The sequence below is a fragment of the Myceligenerans cantabricum genome (genome assembly GCF_054777735.1).
Genome location: NZ_BAAHAJ010000005.1, coordinates 303,416 through 319,739, shown reverse-complemented (window position 1 = coordinate 319,739; position 16,324 = coordinate 303,416). Strand labels below are relative to the sequence as shown.

Annotated in this window: 15 protein-coding genes; 14 read left to right on the top strand and 1 reads right to left on the bottom strand. The window is 68.8% G+C overall.

Features of this window, described 5'->3' with window-relative positions; all coding sequences use genetic code 11:
- The first annotated feature begins 11 nt into the window (after positions 1 to 11).
- From ACYU96_RS06260 to ACYU96_RS06195, 14 genes are all read left to right on the top strand, one after another.
- Positions 12 to 251 (top strand): acyl carrier protein, encoded by a 240-nt coding sequence (locus tag ACYU96_RS06260; RefSeq protein WP_460750384.1) that lies wholly within the window; start codon positions 12 to 14, stop codon positions 249 to 251.
- On the top strand, positions 251 to 1,654 hold the full coding sequence (locus tag ACYU96_RS06255; protein ID WP_460750381.1) for an aspartate aminotransferase family protein: 1,404 nt from the start codon (positions 251 to 253) through the stop codon (positions 1,652 to 1,654). The genes ACYU96_RS06260 and ACYU96_RS06255 overlap by 1 nt, the downstream gene beginning before the upstream one ends.
- 17 nt (positions 1,655 to 1,671) lie before the next feature.
- Complete coding sequence (locus ACYU96_RS06250; RefSeq protein WP_460750378.1) at positions 1,672 to 2,703, top strand: hypothetical protein; 1,032 nt, start codon at positions 1,672 to 1,674, stop codon at positions 2,701 to 2,703.
- Complete coding sequence (locus ACYU96_RS06245; RefSeq protein ID WP_460750376.1) at positions 2,700 to 3,455, top strand: thioesterase II family protein; 756 nt, start codon at positions 2,700 to 2,702, stop codon at positions 3,453 to 3,455. The genes ACYU96_RS06250 and ACYU96_RS06245 overlap by 4 nt, the downstream gene beginning before the upstream one ends.
- Positions 3,452 to 4,900 (top strand): MFS transporter, encoded by a 1,449-nt coding sequence (locus tag ACYU96_RS06240; RefSeq protein WP_460750373.1) that lies wholly within the window; start codon positions 3,452 to 3,454, stop codon positions 4,898 to 4,900. Before ACYU96_RS06245 ends, ACYU96_RS06240 begins: the two co-directional genes overlap by 4 nt.
- 6 nt (positions 4,901 to 4,906) lie before the next feature.
- Complete coding sequence (locus ACYU96_RS06235; RefSeq protein WP_460750370.1) at positions 4,907 to 5,395, top strand: DUF6790 family protein; 489 nt, start codon at positions 4,907 to 4,909, stop codon at positions 5,393 to 5,395.
- Positions 5,396 to 5,439: 44 nt separating this feature from the next.
- On the top strand, positions 5,440 to 7,791 hold the full coding sequence (locus ACYU96_RS06230; RefSeq protein ID WP_460750367.1) for an ABC transporter permease: 2,352 nt from the start codon (positions 5,440 to 5,442) through the stop codon (positions 7,789 to 7,791).
- 10 nt (positions 7,792 to 7,801) lie between these two features.
- Positions 7,802 to 8,572, top strand: coding sequence for an ABC transporter ATP-binding protein (locus ACYU96_RS06225; protein WP_460750364.1), 771 nt, complete (start codon positions 7,802 to 7,804; stop codon positions 8,570 to 8,572).
- Between the two features lie 80 nt (positions 8,573 to 8,652).
- The gene (locus tag ACYU96_RS06220) at positions 8,653 to 8,889 is read left to right on the top strand and encodes an acyl carrier protein (RefSeq protein WP_460750361.1); all 237 of its coding nucleotides are present in this window, start codon (positions 8,653 to 8,655) and stop codon (positions 8,887 to 8,889) included.
- A gap of 211 nt (positions 8,890 to 9,100) precedes the next feature.
- Positions 9,101 to 10,318, top strand: a complete 1,218-nt coding sequence (locus tag ACYU96_RS06215) for a beta-ketoacyl-[acyl-carrier-protein] synthase family protein (RefSeq protein ID WP_460750358.1) — start codon at positions 9,101 to 9,103, stop codon at positions 10,316 to 10,318.
- A 43-nt stretch (positions 10,319 to 10,361) separates the two neighbouring features.
- A complete protein-coding gene (locus tag ACYU96_RS06210; protein ID WP_460750355.1) occupies positions 10,362 to 11,138 on the top strand; it encodes a 4'-phosphopantetheinyl transferase family protein in 777 nt (258 codons plus the stop codon).
- Positions 11,139 to 11,224: 86 nt separating this feature from the next.
- The gene (locus ACYU96_RS06205) at positions 11,225 to 13,684 is read left to right on the top strand and encodes an ABC transporter permease (protein ID WP_460750352.1); all 2,460 of its coding nucleotides are present in this window, start codon (positions 11,225 to 11,227) and stop codon (positions 13,682 to 13,684) included.
- 11 nt (positions 13,685 to 13,695) lie between these two features.
- The gene (locus tag ACYU96_RS06200; RefSeq protein ID WP_460750348.1) at positions 13,696 to 14,466 is read left to right on the top strand and encodes an ABC transporter ATP-binding protein; all 771 of its coding nucleotides are present in this window, start codon (positions 13,696 to 13,698) and stop codon (positions 14,464 to 14,466) included.
- 50 nt (positions 14,467 to 14,516) lie between these two features.
- Positions 14,517 to 14,753: a hypothetical protein gene (locus ACYU96_RS06195; RefSeq protein WP_460750345.1), complete on the top strand. Its 237-nt coding sequence runs from the start codon at positions 14,517 to 14,519 to the stop codon at positions 14,751 to 14,753.
- 77 nt (positions 14,754 to 14,830) lie between these two features.
- Here the strand turns inward: ACYU96_RS06195 and ACYU96_RS06190 are convergent, their stop codons facing one another.
- Positions 14,831 to 16,051, bottom strand: a complete 1,221-nt coding sequence (locus ACYU96_RS06190; RefSeq protein ID WP_460750342.1) for a beta-ketoacyl-[acyl-carrier-protein] synthase family protein — start codon at positions 16,049 to 16,051, stop codon at positions 14,831 to 14,833.
- Between the last annotated feature and the right edge of the window lie 273 nt (positions 16,052 to 16,324).

The following is a 16,324-nucleotide window of genomic DNA, read 5'->3' as shown; positions in this document are numbered from 1 at the left end:
AGGAAACCATCATGACGAAGGACGAGATCAAGGCAGTTCTCATCAAGGAGATCGCCTCGGAGCTGTCGATCGCTCCCGCCGACATCGAGGACGACGAGGGCTTCATGCAGCTCGGCGTGTCCTCGGTCCAGGCGCTGAAGATCGTGAACCGCCTGCGCCGGGAGCTCGACATGGACATCAACCCGGTCGCGCTCTTCGAGTTCAAGACGGTCGACGAGATCAGCGCGTACCTCGCCGAGGAACAGGCCTGATGACGGCGACCCTCGGAACGGGCGTCGCCGGGCCCGGCAGCGCCGGCGCGACGGCGGAGCGGCTGAGCCCGGCGACCTCGGGCAGCTCCGCCAACCTCGCCTACCACGCTCGCGTCAAGAAGATCCTGCCGGGAGGCGTGCACTACAACTTCAACCTGCCCTGGGAAGAGGTGCCGATCCACTTCAGCGGCGGCCGGGGCAGCCGGCTGTTCGACATGGACGGCAACGAGTACCTCGACCTGTACGCGCGGTTCGGAGCGATGATCCTCGGGCACTCCCACGAGGAGTACCTCGACGCGCTCTCCACCGCGATGCGGGACGTGCTGTGCGTCAGCCACACCGACTTCGACGCCGACGCGCTCGAGCTCATGAACCAGCACATCCCCTGCGCGGAGATGGTCCGGTTCGGCACGTCCGGCTCGGAGATCCTGCAGATCGCGATCCGCCTGGCGCGCGGTCACACGGGCCGCAACAAGTTCGTGCGGTTCGAGAACCACTTCCACGGCAGCTACGACAACATCATGGGCGGCCGGGTGCCCGACCGGGCGAACCCCGTCCCCGTGGACTTCCGCGGCGACTACAAGGGGACCGTGGGCAGGGCCGAGAACGTCATGGCCGACCAGTCGTACATGCTGCCCTGGAACGACGCGGACGCGCTGGAGGCGTTCCTCGCCGAGCGAGGCGACGAGATCGCCTGCCTGCTCACCGAACCGGTGTGTGTCAACGGCGGCTCGGTCGAACCCGCGCCGGGCTTCCTGGCCCGGGTGCGCGAGCTGTGCACGCGGTACGGCGTGGTGCTCATCTTCGACGAGATGATCACGGGCGTGCGGATGGGGCTCGGCGGTGCCCAGAAGGCGTTCGGCGTGACGCCGGACCTGGCCACCTTCGGCAAGGCCGTCGCCGGTGGCGGCGTCCCGATCGCCGCGCTGGCCGGCAGGCGCGAGATCATGCGGCTGCTGGAGAGCAAGCGGGTCGTCCACGCGGGCACGTTCAACGGCTACCCGCTGGGTTCCGCCGGTGTGCGGGCGACGTTCCAGATCCTCGGTCGTGACGACGAGGCCGCCCTGACCGGTATGCGCGGCCGGGTCGAGGCCATGCACGGGATCCTCCGCGCCGAGGCCGACCGGGTGGGCCTGCCGCTGGTCGTGCAGGGCCCGCCGGGCCTGGCCTCGTTCCACTGCTGCGAGAAGCCGCTGGAGACGCCCGCCCAGTACGACTTCGACCTGATGGGCAGGGACATCATCGTCACCACCGCGCTCCAGCGGCACGGCGTCCTCGTGTCCACCATGTCGCGGATGTACGCCAACGCTCAGCTGTCCGACGCCGACGTCGAGTTCTTCGCGGAGCGCGCGCCCAAGGCCCTCGACGAGGCCAAGCAGCAGATCGACGACATCTACTCGTGAGCTTGGAAGGAAAGATCGTGTCCGAAGCAACTGTGTCCTCCACGGCGGAGCCCGGCCAGACCCGGTCCGAGGCCGCCGAGCCCGCGACGACGTCGCCGGGCGGCAACAAGAAGACGGAAAAGCTCGGCCTGAAGGGCTACGGCAAGTACGTCTGGTTCTTCCTGGTGCTCACCATCGGTTCCCTCTGGGGAACCGTGGCGGCCTACCTGCTGAACTACGACTTCATGGTGGCGACTCTCGGCGAGATGGAGACCACCAGCCCTGTCGTGATCCTCGTGCTGCACATGCCGGGGATCGCCGCGATCGCCGTGCTGCTCTGGTACGACGGCTGGCGCGGGGTGGCCAACTTCTTCCGCACGTGGGTGCCCCGGAAGCAGGAGCTCCCCTGGATCCCGGTCCTCCTGGGCCTCATGCTGCTGTACATCTTCGCGGTCCGGTGGCTGAGCCAGCTCTTCGGCATCGAGGTGCCGCCGGACCCGATGAGCTTCGGCGAGGGCGCGCTGCGGTTCCTCGAGCTGTTCTACATGGAAGTCGGCATGGTCGCCATCGGGATCGGCTTCTTCGGCTTCTTCCTGCCGCTCATGCATCGCGCCACGGGCAGCCGGATCTGGGCCGGTGTCCTGACGGGCGTCGCCATCGGCGTCTTCGTCGCGCCGAGCTACCTGGTCGGCTCGCTCGAGCAGGCCACCATCTGGCCCCTGTACACCGCGCAGCTCTGCGTGCTGGGCATCGGGATGTCGCTGCTGATGAGCAAGATGAAGGGCAGCACGCTCTTCTTCATCCTGCCGTTCTGGATGTCGGCGTCGGGCAGCCACTTCGGGCTGTACATCTTCGCGGCGGACACGCAGTGGGTCCAGATCAGCCTGTTCGGCATCCTGGTCCTCGTCCTGTACTTCGTGCTGAAGGCGCAGGGTGGCGGCAGGCTCGAGCCGATCCACACCTTCCCGGAGTACCTGGAGAACGAGTACACGACCCGCGTGGGTGCGCCGTTCCCGGGCAAGGGCGACCGCAGCAAGCAGGACGCCGCGAAGGAGCCGGAGCCGGCATGAGCACCTCTGTGCTGTGGAACCTTCGGCCGTCACCGCAGGGGCGGCAGATCGTCATGTTCCCGTTCCTCGGCGGGTTCGGCGCGTCGTTCAACGCACTGGTCGAGACCCTCGAGGAGGACTGGGACGTCTGGACCGTCAACCCCCCGGGGCGCGGCTCCAGCACGCTCGGACCGGTGCACCGGCTCGACGACCTCGTCGACCTGTACCTCGGGAACCTGCGCGACGTCCTGAGGCCGGGGGCCGTGTTCTTCGGGCACAGCATGGGCAGCACCGTGGCGTACCACGTGCTGCTCGCGATGGCGGCCGACGCCGGGTTCGACGGGCGACGTCCGAGCGACCTCGTCCTGTCGGCCTCGGCCGCCCCCCGGCACCTCCCGGTGCAGGGCTACGGCGCGCTGCCGGAGGAGGAACTGATCCGCCACCTGCAGTCGTTCGGGACGTTCCCCGAGGCAGTGGCGCAGGACAGGGACCTCATGGCGATGTTCGTCCCCGCGTTCCGTGCGGACTACCAGGTTCTCGAAGAGGTGCGCCGCCGCCCGGTCACGCTGCTGGACGTCCGTACGCGGCTGATCCTCGGCGGCCAGGACTCCCAGACGCCGGCGGGCTCCACCGAGGCGTGGCAGGACTACCTCGCCACGCCGATCCGGCACCACCTCCTCGCGGAGCAGGGGCACATGTACGTGCTCGACGCCCCCGCGCGGGTGGGCCGGATCCTCGACGAGCTCGCCCGCGTCGCGGTGGGGGTCCCGTGAGCGCCACGGAGAACACCGTGTCCGACGACGTCGCCGAGGACCGCGCGGGGGATGCCCCGCGCGGCACGGCGCCGCCGTCGGACACGGCACGACCCCTGCCGTCGGCCGCGGAGATCCAGCGCAACTTCCGAGCGTTCCTGCTCATCTGGGTGGCGCAGATGTTCGCGCGGATCGGGAACGGGCTGACGGGGTTCGGGCTCGGCGTGCACGTCTACCAGCAGACCGGGGCCAGCACGTCGGTCGCGGCGGTGACGCTCGCGGCGTTCCTGCCCGGGGTGCTGCTCACCCCGTTCGCGGGGGTGCTCGCCGACCGGTTCGACCGGCGGCTGCTGATGATCCTCAGCGACACGCTGTCGGCGGTCGGGCTGGTCCTGCTGCTGGTCGCGATGAGCACCGGACTCGGCTCCGTCCCGGTGATCTGCGGGTGCGTCGCGCTGAGCTCCGTGTTCACCTCCGTCATGGATCCCGCGTACCGCGCGACCGTCAGCGACCTGCTGACGCCCGAGCAGTACGCGCGGGCCGGTGGCATGGTGCAGCTCGCGGGGGCGTCGCAGTTCCTGCTCTCGCCCGCGATCGCCGGAGTCATCATGGCGGTGTCGAGCGTGCGGACCGTGATCGTCATCGACCTCGCGACGATGGTCGTCACGATCGGCGTGATGCTGCTCGTCTGGCGCACGGTGCGGGGACGAGGCCCGGCTGCGCCGGACGACGAGGTGCGGACGCAGACGGGATTCTGGGAGGAGTTCCGCTTCGGCGTGACGTTCCTCGGCCGGAACCAGGGCATCACCGTGATGATGCTGCTGGTCACGCTCGTGACCTTCTGCATGGGGTTCCTCCAGACCCTGCTCACCCCGATGGTGCTCGACCTCGGGGACGAGGAGGCGCTCGGCGTCGTCCGGTCCGTCGCGGCCGTCGGAATGATCGTCGCGAGCATCGCCATCAGCGTCTTCAGCATGGGGACGCGGCACCGCGCCTACATGGCCGTCGCGCTCGCGGGGGGCGGCGTCGTCGTCGCCGGGATGGGCATGACGGAGAACATCCTGCTGATCGGCGCGCTCGGATTCGTCTTCTTCATGACCCTGCCCGTGCTGAACACGAGCGTCGAGGTGCTCGCCCGCTCGGCCATCCCGAACGAGACGCAAGGGCGGGTGTGGGGCCTGATGGGCCTCATCTCGCAGGTCGGCTACATCGCCGCGTACGGGGTCTCCGGGGTGCTGGCCGACTACGTCTTCAACCCGCTGCTCGTCGACGGCGGCACGCTGGCGGACAGCGTCGGCCGCGTCATCGGCGTCGGGGAGTCCCGCGGGATCGGCCTGATGTTCATGATCGTCGGCCTGCTGCTCGTCGTCATGGCTGGTGTGATCTACCGGGTGAGGAGTATCCGGACCATCGAGCGGGGATACGCCCTGCAGGCCGCGGGAGCGGCCGATACAGAGAGGCACTAGAGAGCAATGTGGATCGTCGTCATCATCGGCATGGGGCTCCTCACCGCGGGCATCCATCTGGGGATCCTGGGTTTTCCGGCCGACCAGGTCACCATCCTGAGGACCCTGCTGCTGCACCAGTTCGTGACGTCGCACGGCTTCATCGCCGTCGCGGGCTTCATCATCAACGTGCTGACCCCGGAGCGTACGGCCGCCAAGCTCGACTGGCCGAGCGGGCCGTTCCAGATCAAGTACGGTTTCGCCCAGCTCGGGCTGGGCGTGATGGGCGTGCTGGCCATCTGGTTCCAGGGGAACTTCTGGGTGGGCGTGCTCGTCACGCTGTACATCTACGGTCTCAGCGGGCTCTGGACCCATACCCAGGAGATCGTGCGCAAGCACCGGGCTACCGGTAAGTGGGACCGCATCGAGATCTTCAACATCGTCCTCGACGTGATCTACCACCTCGTCCTCACCTGGATGTCGTTGCAGATCCCGGGAGTCTGGAGCTTCGAGTGAACAACGGAGAGCGACCGTATCTCCGGTACGCCTACAACGATCTGATGCGCAACAAGGGCATCAACGCCGCCCTGATCGTGATCCTGATCCTGAGCGCCTTCCTGATGGCGACGGGGTCCATGGTGGTCGAGCGGCTGGCAGGCTCCGTCGGTGGGCTGTTCGAGCAGGCCAAGCCGCCGCACTTCCTGCAGATGCACAAGGGGGAGTACGACACGGCGGCGCTGGACTCGTTCGCCGCCGGGCACGACGAGATCGACTCCTGGCTCGTCACCGAGATGGTGGGCTACGAGAGCAACGCGCTCAGCTGGGACCGTCCGGCCACGGGCGAGTCCGGCTCCATGAGCTCGAGCCGGTTCGACAACCTCTTCGTCACGCAGAACGACGAGTTCGACTACCTCGTCGACGAGAACGGCGACATCCCGGAGCCGGCCGCCGGAGAGGTCTACGTCCCGGTCAAGTACCAGCAGGCGTTCGGCCTGCAGGCCGGTGACACGCTGACGGTCTCGACCGACGAGGGGCCGTTCACCCTGGACGTGCAGGGCGTCGTCAAGGACGCCCAGATGGCGGCGTCGGCGAACAGCGCGACCCGCGTGCTGATCGCCGACCAGGACTTCGAGCAGCTCCGGCAGGCCGGTGGCCTGCCCGAGGTCATCGTCGAGTACCGGCTCGCGGACGCGGGGACGGCGAACGACTTCCAGTCCGCCTACGAGTCGGACGAGGCGCTGCCGAAGAACGGGCCGGCGATCACGGACCAGCAGATCCAGATCATCAACACGTTCAGCGACGGCCTGTCGGCCATGGCGCTGATCTTCGTCAGCCTGCTGCTCATCGTCATCGCGCTGCTGAACCTGCGGTTCGTCATCTCCGGGACGCTGCAGGACGAGGTGCACGAGATCGGCGCGATGAAGGCGATCGGGATCCCGGACCGCGCCATCTCGGGACTGTATCTGTCCAAGTACACCGCGATGACGCTGGTCGCCTGCGTCATCGGCGGCATCCTCGCGATCTTCGCCACGAACTTCCTGACGCAGAGCCTCCAGGCGAACTACGCCACGGCGGAGGTCGGTCTGTGGACGTTCCTGGTGCCGCTGATCGCGCTGGCCGTGGTCTTCCTCCTGGTGATCGGGATCTGCCGCAACGTGCTCGGCCGGGTGAAGCGGATCGAGGTCGTCAGCGCTCTCGTGCACGGCAGCACGCTGGACGAGAAGCAGGCCGCCCGGCGTGCCCGGCGTCAGGCCCGCTGGGTGCGGCGCACCGGGCTGGCCTCGGCGTCGGGCACGACCGTCAACCGGCGCCTGGCCTTCCTCGACCTGCGGGCCGAGGGCGGGCAGTGGATCCTCGTGCCCGTCGTGTTCTTCCTGACGGCGGTGCTGATCACCATCCCGGCCAACCTGCTCAGCACGTTCGAGAGCCCGCAGTTCGTGACCTACATGGGTGCGCCGGAGCGCGACCTGCGTGTCGACCTGCAGTTCCAGGAGGACGTCGACGGCGTGCGCCAGGAGATGGCCACCGCGCTGGAAGGCGACGAGCGGCTCACCGACCTGAGGGCCTACGCGAGCGTGCAGTACCGGACCGAGGGCACCGAAGGCGCGGTGAACCTGCCCGTCGAGGTCGGTGACTACTCCGGCGACACGATCCGGTTCACCGAGGGCGGCGCGCCGGAGGCCGGACAGATCGCGCTGTCCGCGCTGAACGCCGCCGAGCTCCAGGTGGGCGTCGGCGACACGATGACCGTCGAGCGCGGCGGGGAGTCGGCCGACGTCGAGGTCAGCGGTATCTACCAGGACCTCACGGCCGGCGGGAAGACTGCCAAGATGCAGGGCGAGATCACACACGGCGCGTCCGCGTACATCTTCTACGCGAACGTGGCCGACGGCGAGGATCCGGTGGCCATCGCGGACGCGCTGGGGGAGCAGTTCCCCACCGCCGTCGTCTTCCCGATGGCGGAGTACCTGGAGCAGACGTTCGCCGGGACGACCGGTGCGTTCCGCAGCGCGGCCTGGCTGGCGCTGATCTTCGGGCTCGGTGTGGCGGTGCTCGTCACGAGCTTGTTCCTCAAGCTCCGGCTTGCGCGGGACCGGTCGAAGATGGGTGTGCTGACCGCGGTCGGCTTCTCGGCGAGCGAGATCATCGGGCAGGTGCGGACCAAGACGCTGCTCACGGTGGTCGCCGGAACGCTGCTCGGGATCGTCTTCGCCGCGACGGGCGGGGAGACCTTCGCGAGCGGGCTGCTCGCCGCGCTCCAGATGAACATCTCGGACCTGTCGTTCATCCCGAACCCGTGGCTGGTGTACGTGCTGTACCCGCTGCTGCTGGTCGGGGCGGGGTATCTCGGCGTGGTCCTGCTTACCGCCGGGATCCGGCGTGCGGACAAGAGCCAGTGGCTCAGGGGATGAGGAAAGAATCATGAATCAAGGAAATGTGATCCTGGAGTCGCAGGGTCTGAGCAAGACGTACTTTTCTACCGAGCCGCCGACGGAGGTGTTGCGTGGGATCGATCTGTCGGTGTGTGCGGGGGAGTTCCTGGTGATCATGGGGGCTTCGGGTTCGGGGAAGTCGACGTTGTTGTACAGCATCAGTGGGATGGACCGTCCTACCGAGGGTGTGGTGCTGCTGGAGGGGCGGGAGCTGACGTCGTTGAGCGATGTCGAGATGAGCAGGGTGCGGCTGACGCGGATGGGTTTCGTGTTCCAGCAGGCGCATTTCCTGAGCAATCTGGATGTGCGGGACAACATCTTGTTGCCGGCGCTCAAGGGTGCTTCGAAGGAGGGTCGTGCGGCGGCTGTGGCACGTGCTGATGCGTTGATGGAGCGTTTCGGTATCGCGGGCCTGAAGGACCATGGCGTCACGCAGGTCTCGGGTGGTCAGCTGCAGCGGGCGTCGATCTGTCGTGCGTTGGCGGGTGAGCCGTCGGTGTTGTTCGCGGACGAGCCGACGGGTGCGTTGAACAGCAGCATGTCGGGTGAGGTGATGGATGCGCTCACGGACGTGCACCGCAGTGGGACGACCGTGGTCATGGTGACCCACGACCCCGCCGTCGCCGCCCGCGGCGACCGGGTGATCTATCTGAAGGACGGCCTGCTGGTGGATTCCCGCGAGGCGGGGCTGTGGCAGGCCGAGAAGGCGCAGCAGCGCGAGGACGACCTCATGACCTGGCTCAGGACCCTGGGCTTCTGACACCCGACTCTCGAGACCCGGTGCTCGAGACCCGAACTCATACCCGAACTCTGATACCCGAACTCTGAAGGAGAGATGACATGACTGAGACCGCGTTCAAGGAAGCACTCGCCGGCTTCGCCACGAAGTCGGCCGAGGAGCTGGCGATGACCGACGAGCTCGAGGAGATCGGCGTCGACTCGATCAGCGTCTTCGAGCTCATGATCAAGATCGAGGACCAGGTCGGCGAGCACGCGACGACGATCGACGGCGACATGTCGACGGTCCAGAACCTCTACGACCACGTGCAGAAGGCCGCCGAGCTCAACAACGCCTGATTCACCGAGCGCAGGACATCGGTACCGCCGGTCCCGGAAAGGCGGGCTGCGGGGAGTGCGAGTACTCCCGGCGACCCGCCCCGGGCCTGTGGCGTCGGGCAGCGTGACCTCCGCCGTCAGCAGCCGCCGCGGGGACGCGGCGGTGGCTGACGGCGCGGTGGGCTCGTGGCCCTCGATATCTACCGGAACAATCACGGGACCCGGGGGAACCATGGAAAAGGTCGTCATCACAGGCATGGGCGTGATAAGCCCGATCGGAAAGAACGTCGCCGAGTTCGAGGAGAACCTGTTCGCGGGCCGCCACGGCATCGCGACCATCGATCAGTTCGACACCTCGGACATGGCCGTGCGGGTGAACGCCCCGGTCAAGGGGTACGACACCGGGGACTACTTCACCGAGCGCGACGCGCACCGGATGGACACGTACAGCCAGTTCGGCATGATCGCGGCGCGCGAGGCGGTTCAGGAGTCGGGGATTCTCGACGACGTCGACCTGTACAGGCTCGGCGTCTACCTGACGACGTCGTTCGGCGGGACCGGAACCCTTCTCGGGGAGAACGCCACGCTGGAGCGTCAGGGCGCCGGCAAGGTCTCACCGCTCACCGTGCCCAAGTTCCTCGGCAACCTGCTCTCCGGCCTGGTCGCCATCGACACCGGCGCCCGCGGCCCGGCCGCCGCGCACGGCGGCGCCTGCGCGGCGAGCGCGATGAGCATCGGCGAGGCGATGCGCGCCATCCGGCACGGCTACGTGGACGCGATGATCTGCGGCGCCGGCGAGGCCGCCACCCAGAAGCTGATCGTCTCCGGCTTCCAGAACCTCCGCGCGCTGACCACCGAGCACGACCCGGACCGCGCCTGCATCCCGTTCGACAAGGACCGTTCCGGGTTCGTCATGGGTGAGGGCGGGGCCGCCCTGGTCCTGGAGAGCGAGTCGCACGCGCGCGCCCGTGGCGCGAAGATCCTCGCCGAGGTCTCCGGCTACGCGCTCACCGACGACGCCGCCCACATGACCGCCCCCGCCCTGCACGGCGAGTCGGTCGACCGGGCCGTCACCGACGCGCTGGCCGACGCAGGCCCCAGCGACGAGGCGCTCTACGTCAACGCGCACGGCACGAGCACCGTCAAGAACGACAAGCTGGAGTCCGCGGCGATCGCCCGGACGATCGGCGGCAAGGCGGTGGTGTCCTCGACCAAGTCGATGACCGGTCACCTGCTGGGCGGTGCGGGCGCGATCGAGGCGGTGGCCTCGGTGCTCGCGCTGCGGCGGCAGGAGGTGCCGTCCACGGTGGGCACGCGCGAGCTGGACGAGGACATCCAGGTCGACGTCGTCCACGGCGGACCGAGGAGCATGGAGTTCCGCCGTGCGGTCTCCCTCTCCCTGGGCTTCGGCGGCCACAACGCCTGCCTGGTCCTCGACCGGGCGGAGTGATGCCCGCGCGCCAGCGGCCGGTCGGTCCGCGGTCGGTCACCGGATGACCGACCGCGCGATCGATCTCGTCGTCGCCCGGCCGGACCTGCTGGACGACGACGAGTTCCGGCGGCTTCGCGCGAGCGTCCCGGCGGAGCGCCGGGAGCGGGCCGACCGGTATCACCGGAAGCAGGACCGGTACGCGAGCGTCGTCGCGTTCTCGCTGCTGCAGTACCTGTGGAGAGAGCGTGCCGGCGGCCCGCTGCCCGAGGTCGTCCGTGGTGAGCACGGCAAACCACGGTTCGCCGGAGTCGTCGGGTGGCACTTCAACTGGTCGCATGACGCGTCCGTCTGCGCGTGCGTCCTCGGCCCGACGCCGGTGGGCGTCGACGTGCAGTCCCGCGTGCGGTACGACGACGGGCTCTTCGCCCGCATCGCGGCACCGGGTGAGCTCTTCCTGGCGGACCGGCTCCGCGACGCCGACGACCTCGCGCCGCTGTGGACCAGGAAGGAGGCGGTGGCGAAGCGCACCGGTCTGGGGCTGACGACACCGCTGGGCGAGCTGGACACGTTCGAGTCCGGCGACATCCTCACCCTCGTCGCCACGGAGCCCGCCTGCCATCTCAGCGTCAGCGCCGAGGGGTGCACGGAACGCGAGCTGGCGGCCGTGCTCCGGGTCCGCCGGCTCCGGCCGGAACCCGGACCGGCCTTCTGGTCCGAGGGGAGCGCGGCCGGACTCGTCAGGGCCCGGTCGTTCCGGGCCGCGGCGAGGGGAGCGAGCTGCCCCGGTCCGGGTGATGGCCCGAGTCGTATCCCTGAGGTTCGGGCGCCGGGACCCTGAGGGGTACCCGGGCATGCCCGGAGATCCTCCCTGGAAGACCGCGGAAGGTCTCGGCAGCCGGCGCCCCGGTGGCTACGTTGCTGGTCATGAGCCTGCACCGGACGCAAGGCAGTCCACCGTACAGATCCGCCCGCGGACCGGTACGGCGATCGATGTACCTGCGGTACGCCATGGGAGACCTGGTCCGGAACAAGGGCGTCAACGCGGCGCTCCTCGTGGTCCTGATCCTGAGTGCCTTCCTGATGGCGACCGGGTCCATGGTGATCGAGCGGCTGTCCGGCTCCATCGCCCAGCTGTCCGAGCAGGGCAAGCCCCCGGACTTCCTGCAGATGCACCTGGGGGACTATGACAGGGCCGCACTGGAGCAGTTCGCGTCCGACCACGAGGCGGAGATCGACGCGTGGCTCGTCGAGGAGATGCTCGGCTTCGAGAGCACCTCCCTCGGCTGGGAGCGGCCGGGCACCGGTGAGAACGGTGACCTGGCCGCCAGCCGGATCGACAACCTGTTCGTCGCGCAGAACGAGGAGTTCGACCTCCTGGTCGACGAGACCGGGAGCGTCGTCGAGCCCGCGCCGGGCGAGGTCTACGTCCCGGTCGTCTACGCGCAGCGGTACGGGCTGACGGCCGGGGACGTCCTCACGGTCAGGACGGACTCCGGGCCGCACGAGCTCGAGGTCCAGGGTCCGGTGAAGGACTCGCAGATGGCGGCGTCGCTCTCGCCGTCGGCCCGGTTCCTGGTCCACCCCGAGGACTTCGAGGCGCTGGAGCGGGCCGGAGGCGCCACGCCGGAGATCATCGCGGAGTACCGGCTGGCGGGCGAGGGCGACGCGAACGCGCTCCAGACGGCGTACGAGGGTGCGGGCGGGCTCCCGACCAACGGCCAGGCGATCACGAGTCAGCAGCTACGGATCGTCAGCATGCTCAGCGACGGCCTGGTCGCGTTCGCGCTGGTGTTCGTCAGCCTGATCCTGGTCGCGATCGCGCTGCTGAACCTGCGGTTCGTCATCTCCGGGACGCTGCAGGACGAGGTGCACGAGATCGGCGCGATGAAGGCGATCGGGATCCCGGACCGCGCCATCTCCGGGCTCTACCTGGCGAAGTACAGCGTCCTGACGCTGGTCGCGTGCGTCGTCGGAGGACTGCTCGCGCTCGTCGCGGCGAACGCGCTGACGCAGGGCATCCAGGCGAGCTACGCGCAGGCACCCGTGGGGATCTGGACGTTCCTGGTGCCGCTGATCGCGCTGGCCGTGGTCTTCCTCCTGGTGATCGGGATCTGCCGCAACGTGCTCGGCCGGGTGAAGCGGATCGAGGTCGTCAGCGCTCTCGTGCACGGCAGCACGCTGGACGAGAAGCAGGCCGCCCGGCGTGCCCGGCGTCAGGCCCGCTGGGTGCGGCGCACCGGGCTGGCCTCGGCGTCGGGCACGACCGTCAACCGGCGCCTGGCCTTCCTCGACCTGCGGGCCGAGGGCCGCGCGTGGGCGCTGCTGCCCGTGGTGTTCGGCCTGACCGCGGTGCTGATCACGCTCCCGGCGAACCTGGTCAGCACGTTCGAGAGCCCGCGGTTCGTGACCTACCTGGGTGCGCCGGAGCGCGATCTGCGCGCGGACATCCTGTTCCAGGAGGACGTCGACGAGGTCAAGGACCGACTGGTCGCCACGATGGCGGCCGACGAACGCCTGACGGACGTGCGGACCGTCGCCTACGTCGACTACAGCGCCGACAGCGCGGACGGCCGGGCGAGGCTGCGGGTCGCGATCGGGGACCAGTCCGAGGAGGAAGGTGTCCGGTTCACCGAGGGGAGGCTCCCGCGGGACGGTCAGCTCGCGCTGTCGGTCCTGAACGCTGAGCGGTACCAGGTGGGTGTCGGGGACGAGCTGACGCTCTACGACGGCGACGGTCCGACGACGGTGCAGATCAGCGGGATCTATCAGGACATCACCGATGGCGGGCAGACCGCCAGGATGCCGGGCGAGGTGACCGAGGGCGCCTCGGCCTACGGGATCTACGCGGACCTGGCCGGCGACGCGACGGACCCCGCGGCGGTCGCCGACGAGTACGCCGCACGGTTCCCCACGGCGGGGGTGAAGCCGACGCAGGAGTACGTGCGGGACGTCCTGGGGGTCCTCATCGACTCGTTGCGGGCCGCGGCCTGGATCGCTCTGGTGTTCGGGCTCGGTGTGGCGGTGCTCGTCACGAGCTTGTTCCTCAAGCTCCGGCTTGCGCGGGACCGGTCGAAGATGGGTGTGCTGACCGCGGTCGGCTTCTCGTCGAGGGAGCTCGTGGGGCAGGTGAGGACGAAGACCCTGCTGCTGGTGGGCGCCGGGACGGTGGCCGGCCTCGTGTTCGCGGCGACCGCGGGGCAGTCCCTGGCGAGCGCCGCGCTGACCGCCGCTCGGATCGGGATCACCGACCTGTCGTTCATCCCGAACCCGTGGCTGGTGTACGTGCTGTATCCGCTGCTGCTGGTCGGGGCGGGGTATCTCGGCGTGGTCCTGCTTACCGCCGGGATCCGGCGTGCGGACAAGAGCCAGTGGATCCGAGAGTGAGGGGACAGTTCATGAATCAAGGAAATGTGATCCTGGAGTCGCGGGGTCTGAGTAAGTCGTACTTTTCTACCGAGCCGCCGACGGAGGTGTTGCGTGGGATCGATCTGTCGGTGTGTGCGGGGGAGTTCCTGGTGATCATGGGGGCTTCGGGTTCGGGGAAGTCGACGTTGTTGTACAGCATCAGTGGGATGGACCGTCCTACCGAGGGTGTGGTGCTGCTGGAGGGGCGGGAGCTGACGTCGTTGAGCGATGTCGAGATGAGCAGGGTGCGGCTGACGCGGATGGGTTTCGTGTTCCAGCAGGCGCATTTCCTGAGCAATCTGGATGTGCGGGACAACATCTTGTTGCCGGCGCTCAAGGGTGCTTCGAAGGAGGGTCGTGCGGCGGCTCTGGCACGTGCTGATGCGTTGATGGAGCGTTTCGGTATCGCGGGCCTGAAGGACCATGGCGTCACGCAGGTCTCGGGTGGTCAGCTGCAGCGGGCGTCGATCTGTCGTGCGTTGGCGGGTGAGCCGTCGGTGTTGTTCGCGGACGAGCCGACGGGTGCGTTGAACAGCAGCATGTCGGGTGAGGTGATGGATGCGCTCACGGACGTGCACCGCAGTGGGACGACCGTGGTCATGGTGACCCACGACCCCGCCGTCGCCGCCCGCGGCGACCGGGTGATCTATCTGAAGGACGGCCTGCTGGTGGATTCCCGCGAGGCGGGGCTGTGGCAGGCCGAGAAGGCGCAGCAGCGCGAGGATGAGCTCCTGGCCTGGCTCAGAAACCTGGGCTTCTGACATCCGGTGCTCGAGCCCGTCGAGAACATATCCCGAGAAGGAGAGATGAGATGACTGAGACCGCGTTCAAGGAAGCACTCGCCGGCTTCGCCACGAAGCCCGCCGAGGAGCTGGCGATGACCGACGGGCTGGAGGAGGTCGGCGTCGGCTGGAGCAGCGTCTTCGAGCTCATGTTCGCGATCGAGGACCAGGTCGGCGAGCACGCGACGATGATCGGTGCTCCCCTGTGGACCGTCGAGGACCTGTACGACCACGTCCAGCAGGCCGCCGCGCTGCACGCCGCCTGATCACACCCGTCCCGCCCCGGTCCGCCGAGCCGGTCGCCGTGCACGCCGGCTGAGGACCTCGACGGCCGGGGGCGTGATCAGGAGCCGGCGCGGTCGAGGACCAGGCACGTGTTGTGGCCGCCGAAGCCCAGCGACAGGGAGAGCGCGCGGTCCAGCGCCGTCGGCCGTGCGGTGCCGTGCACGATGTCGATCTGCACGTCCTCGTCGAGCTCCGACGTGCCGACGGTCGGCGGGACCGCCTGCCGCCGCAGCGCGAGGACCGCCGCGACGGCCTCGGTGGCGCCGGCCGCGCCGAGAAGGTGCCCGGTCATGGACTTGGTCGACGACACCACCGCCTTGCCGCCGAGCACCCGCTCGATGGCGGCGGCCTCGAGCCTGTCGTTCTTGGGCGTTCCGGTGCCGTGCGCGTTGACGTGCACGGTCTCGTCCCGCAGGCCCGCCTCGGCGAGCGCGTCGGTGATCGCGCGGTCGACGGACTCGCCGTCCTCGGCCGGCGCGGTGACGTGCCAGGCGTCGTTGGTGGCGCCGTAGCCGGAGACCTCGGCGTGGACGGTCGCGCCGCGGGCCTTCGCGTGGGACGCGCTCTCCAGGACGAGCGCGGCACCGCCCTCGCCCATGACGAAGCCGGAGCGGTGCTTGTCGAACGGGAGGCACGCGCGGTCCGGGTCCGCCTCGGTGCTCAGTGCGCGCAGGTTCTGGAAGCCCGCGACGGCGAGCTTTTGCGCGATGCCTTCCCCACCGCCGCAGATCACGGCGTCGGCGTAGCCGTGCCGGATGGCGCGCATCCCCTCGCCGATGCTCATCGCGCTCGACGCGCAGGCGGCGACGTGGGCGACCGCGGCCCCGCGCGCGCCGTGCTCGATCGCCACCAGGCCGGAGAGCATGTTGCCGATCCACTTGGGGACCAGCATCGAGGAGACGCGCCGCGGACCCTGCTCGAGCATCTTCTCGTGCTCCTCCAGGACGGTGCCGATCCCGCCGAACCCGCTGCTCATGAAGACACCGAGCCGGTGCGGGTCGACGGCGCCGGCGATCCCGGAGGCCTGGACGGCCTCCCGCGCGGCGAGCAGACCGAACTGGCTGTACGTGTCGAGTCGCCAGGCCTGGTTGGCCGGGAAATGGTCCTCGGGCGCGTAGTCCTTGATCTGGGCGCACACGCGCACGGCCATGTCCGTGGTGTCGAAGTGATCGACGGGCGAGATGCCGTGGCGTCCGGCGAACATATTCTCTTCGAGCTCGGCGACGTTCTTTCCGATCGGGCTGAACGAGCCCATTCCCGTGACATAAACCTTTTCCATGGCTCTCCTCGACCAAGTGGAATCGCCGACACGATGGCCCCCGGCAAGCGGTAGCGTAGCGGCCCCCGGAAGGCCGCGTGTGATGGAGGAAATCGACTCAAAATAAGAAATCACCCACGGTGCCAGCTCTTCGGCTCGCGGTCGGTCGTTGATCGCCTCGGCGGTGAATTCGGCGCACCTTCTTGTGCGTACGCGGCGCCGGTCCGGCGTCGTCCCCGGTGCGCGGCCGGGAGACGGTGGCGTCGGCGTTGAACCGTTTCATGCCAGACTCGG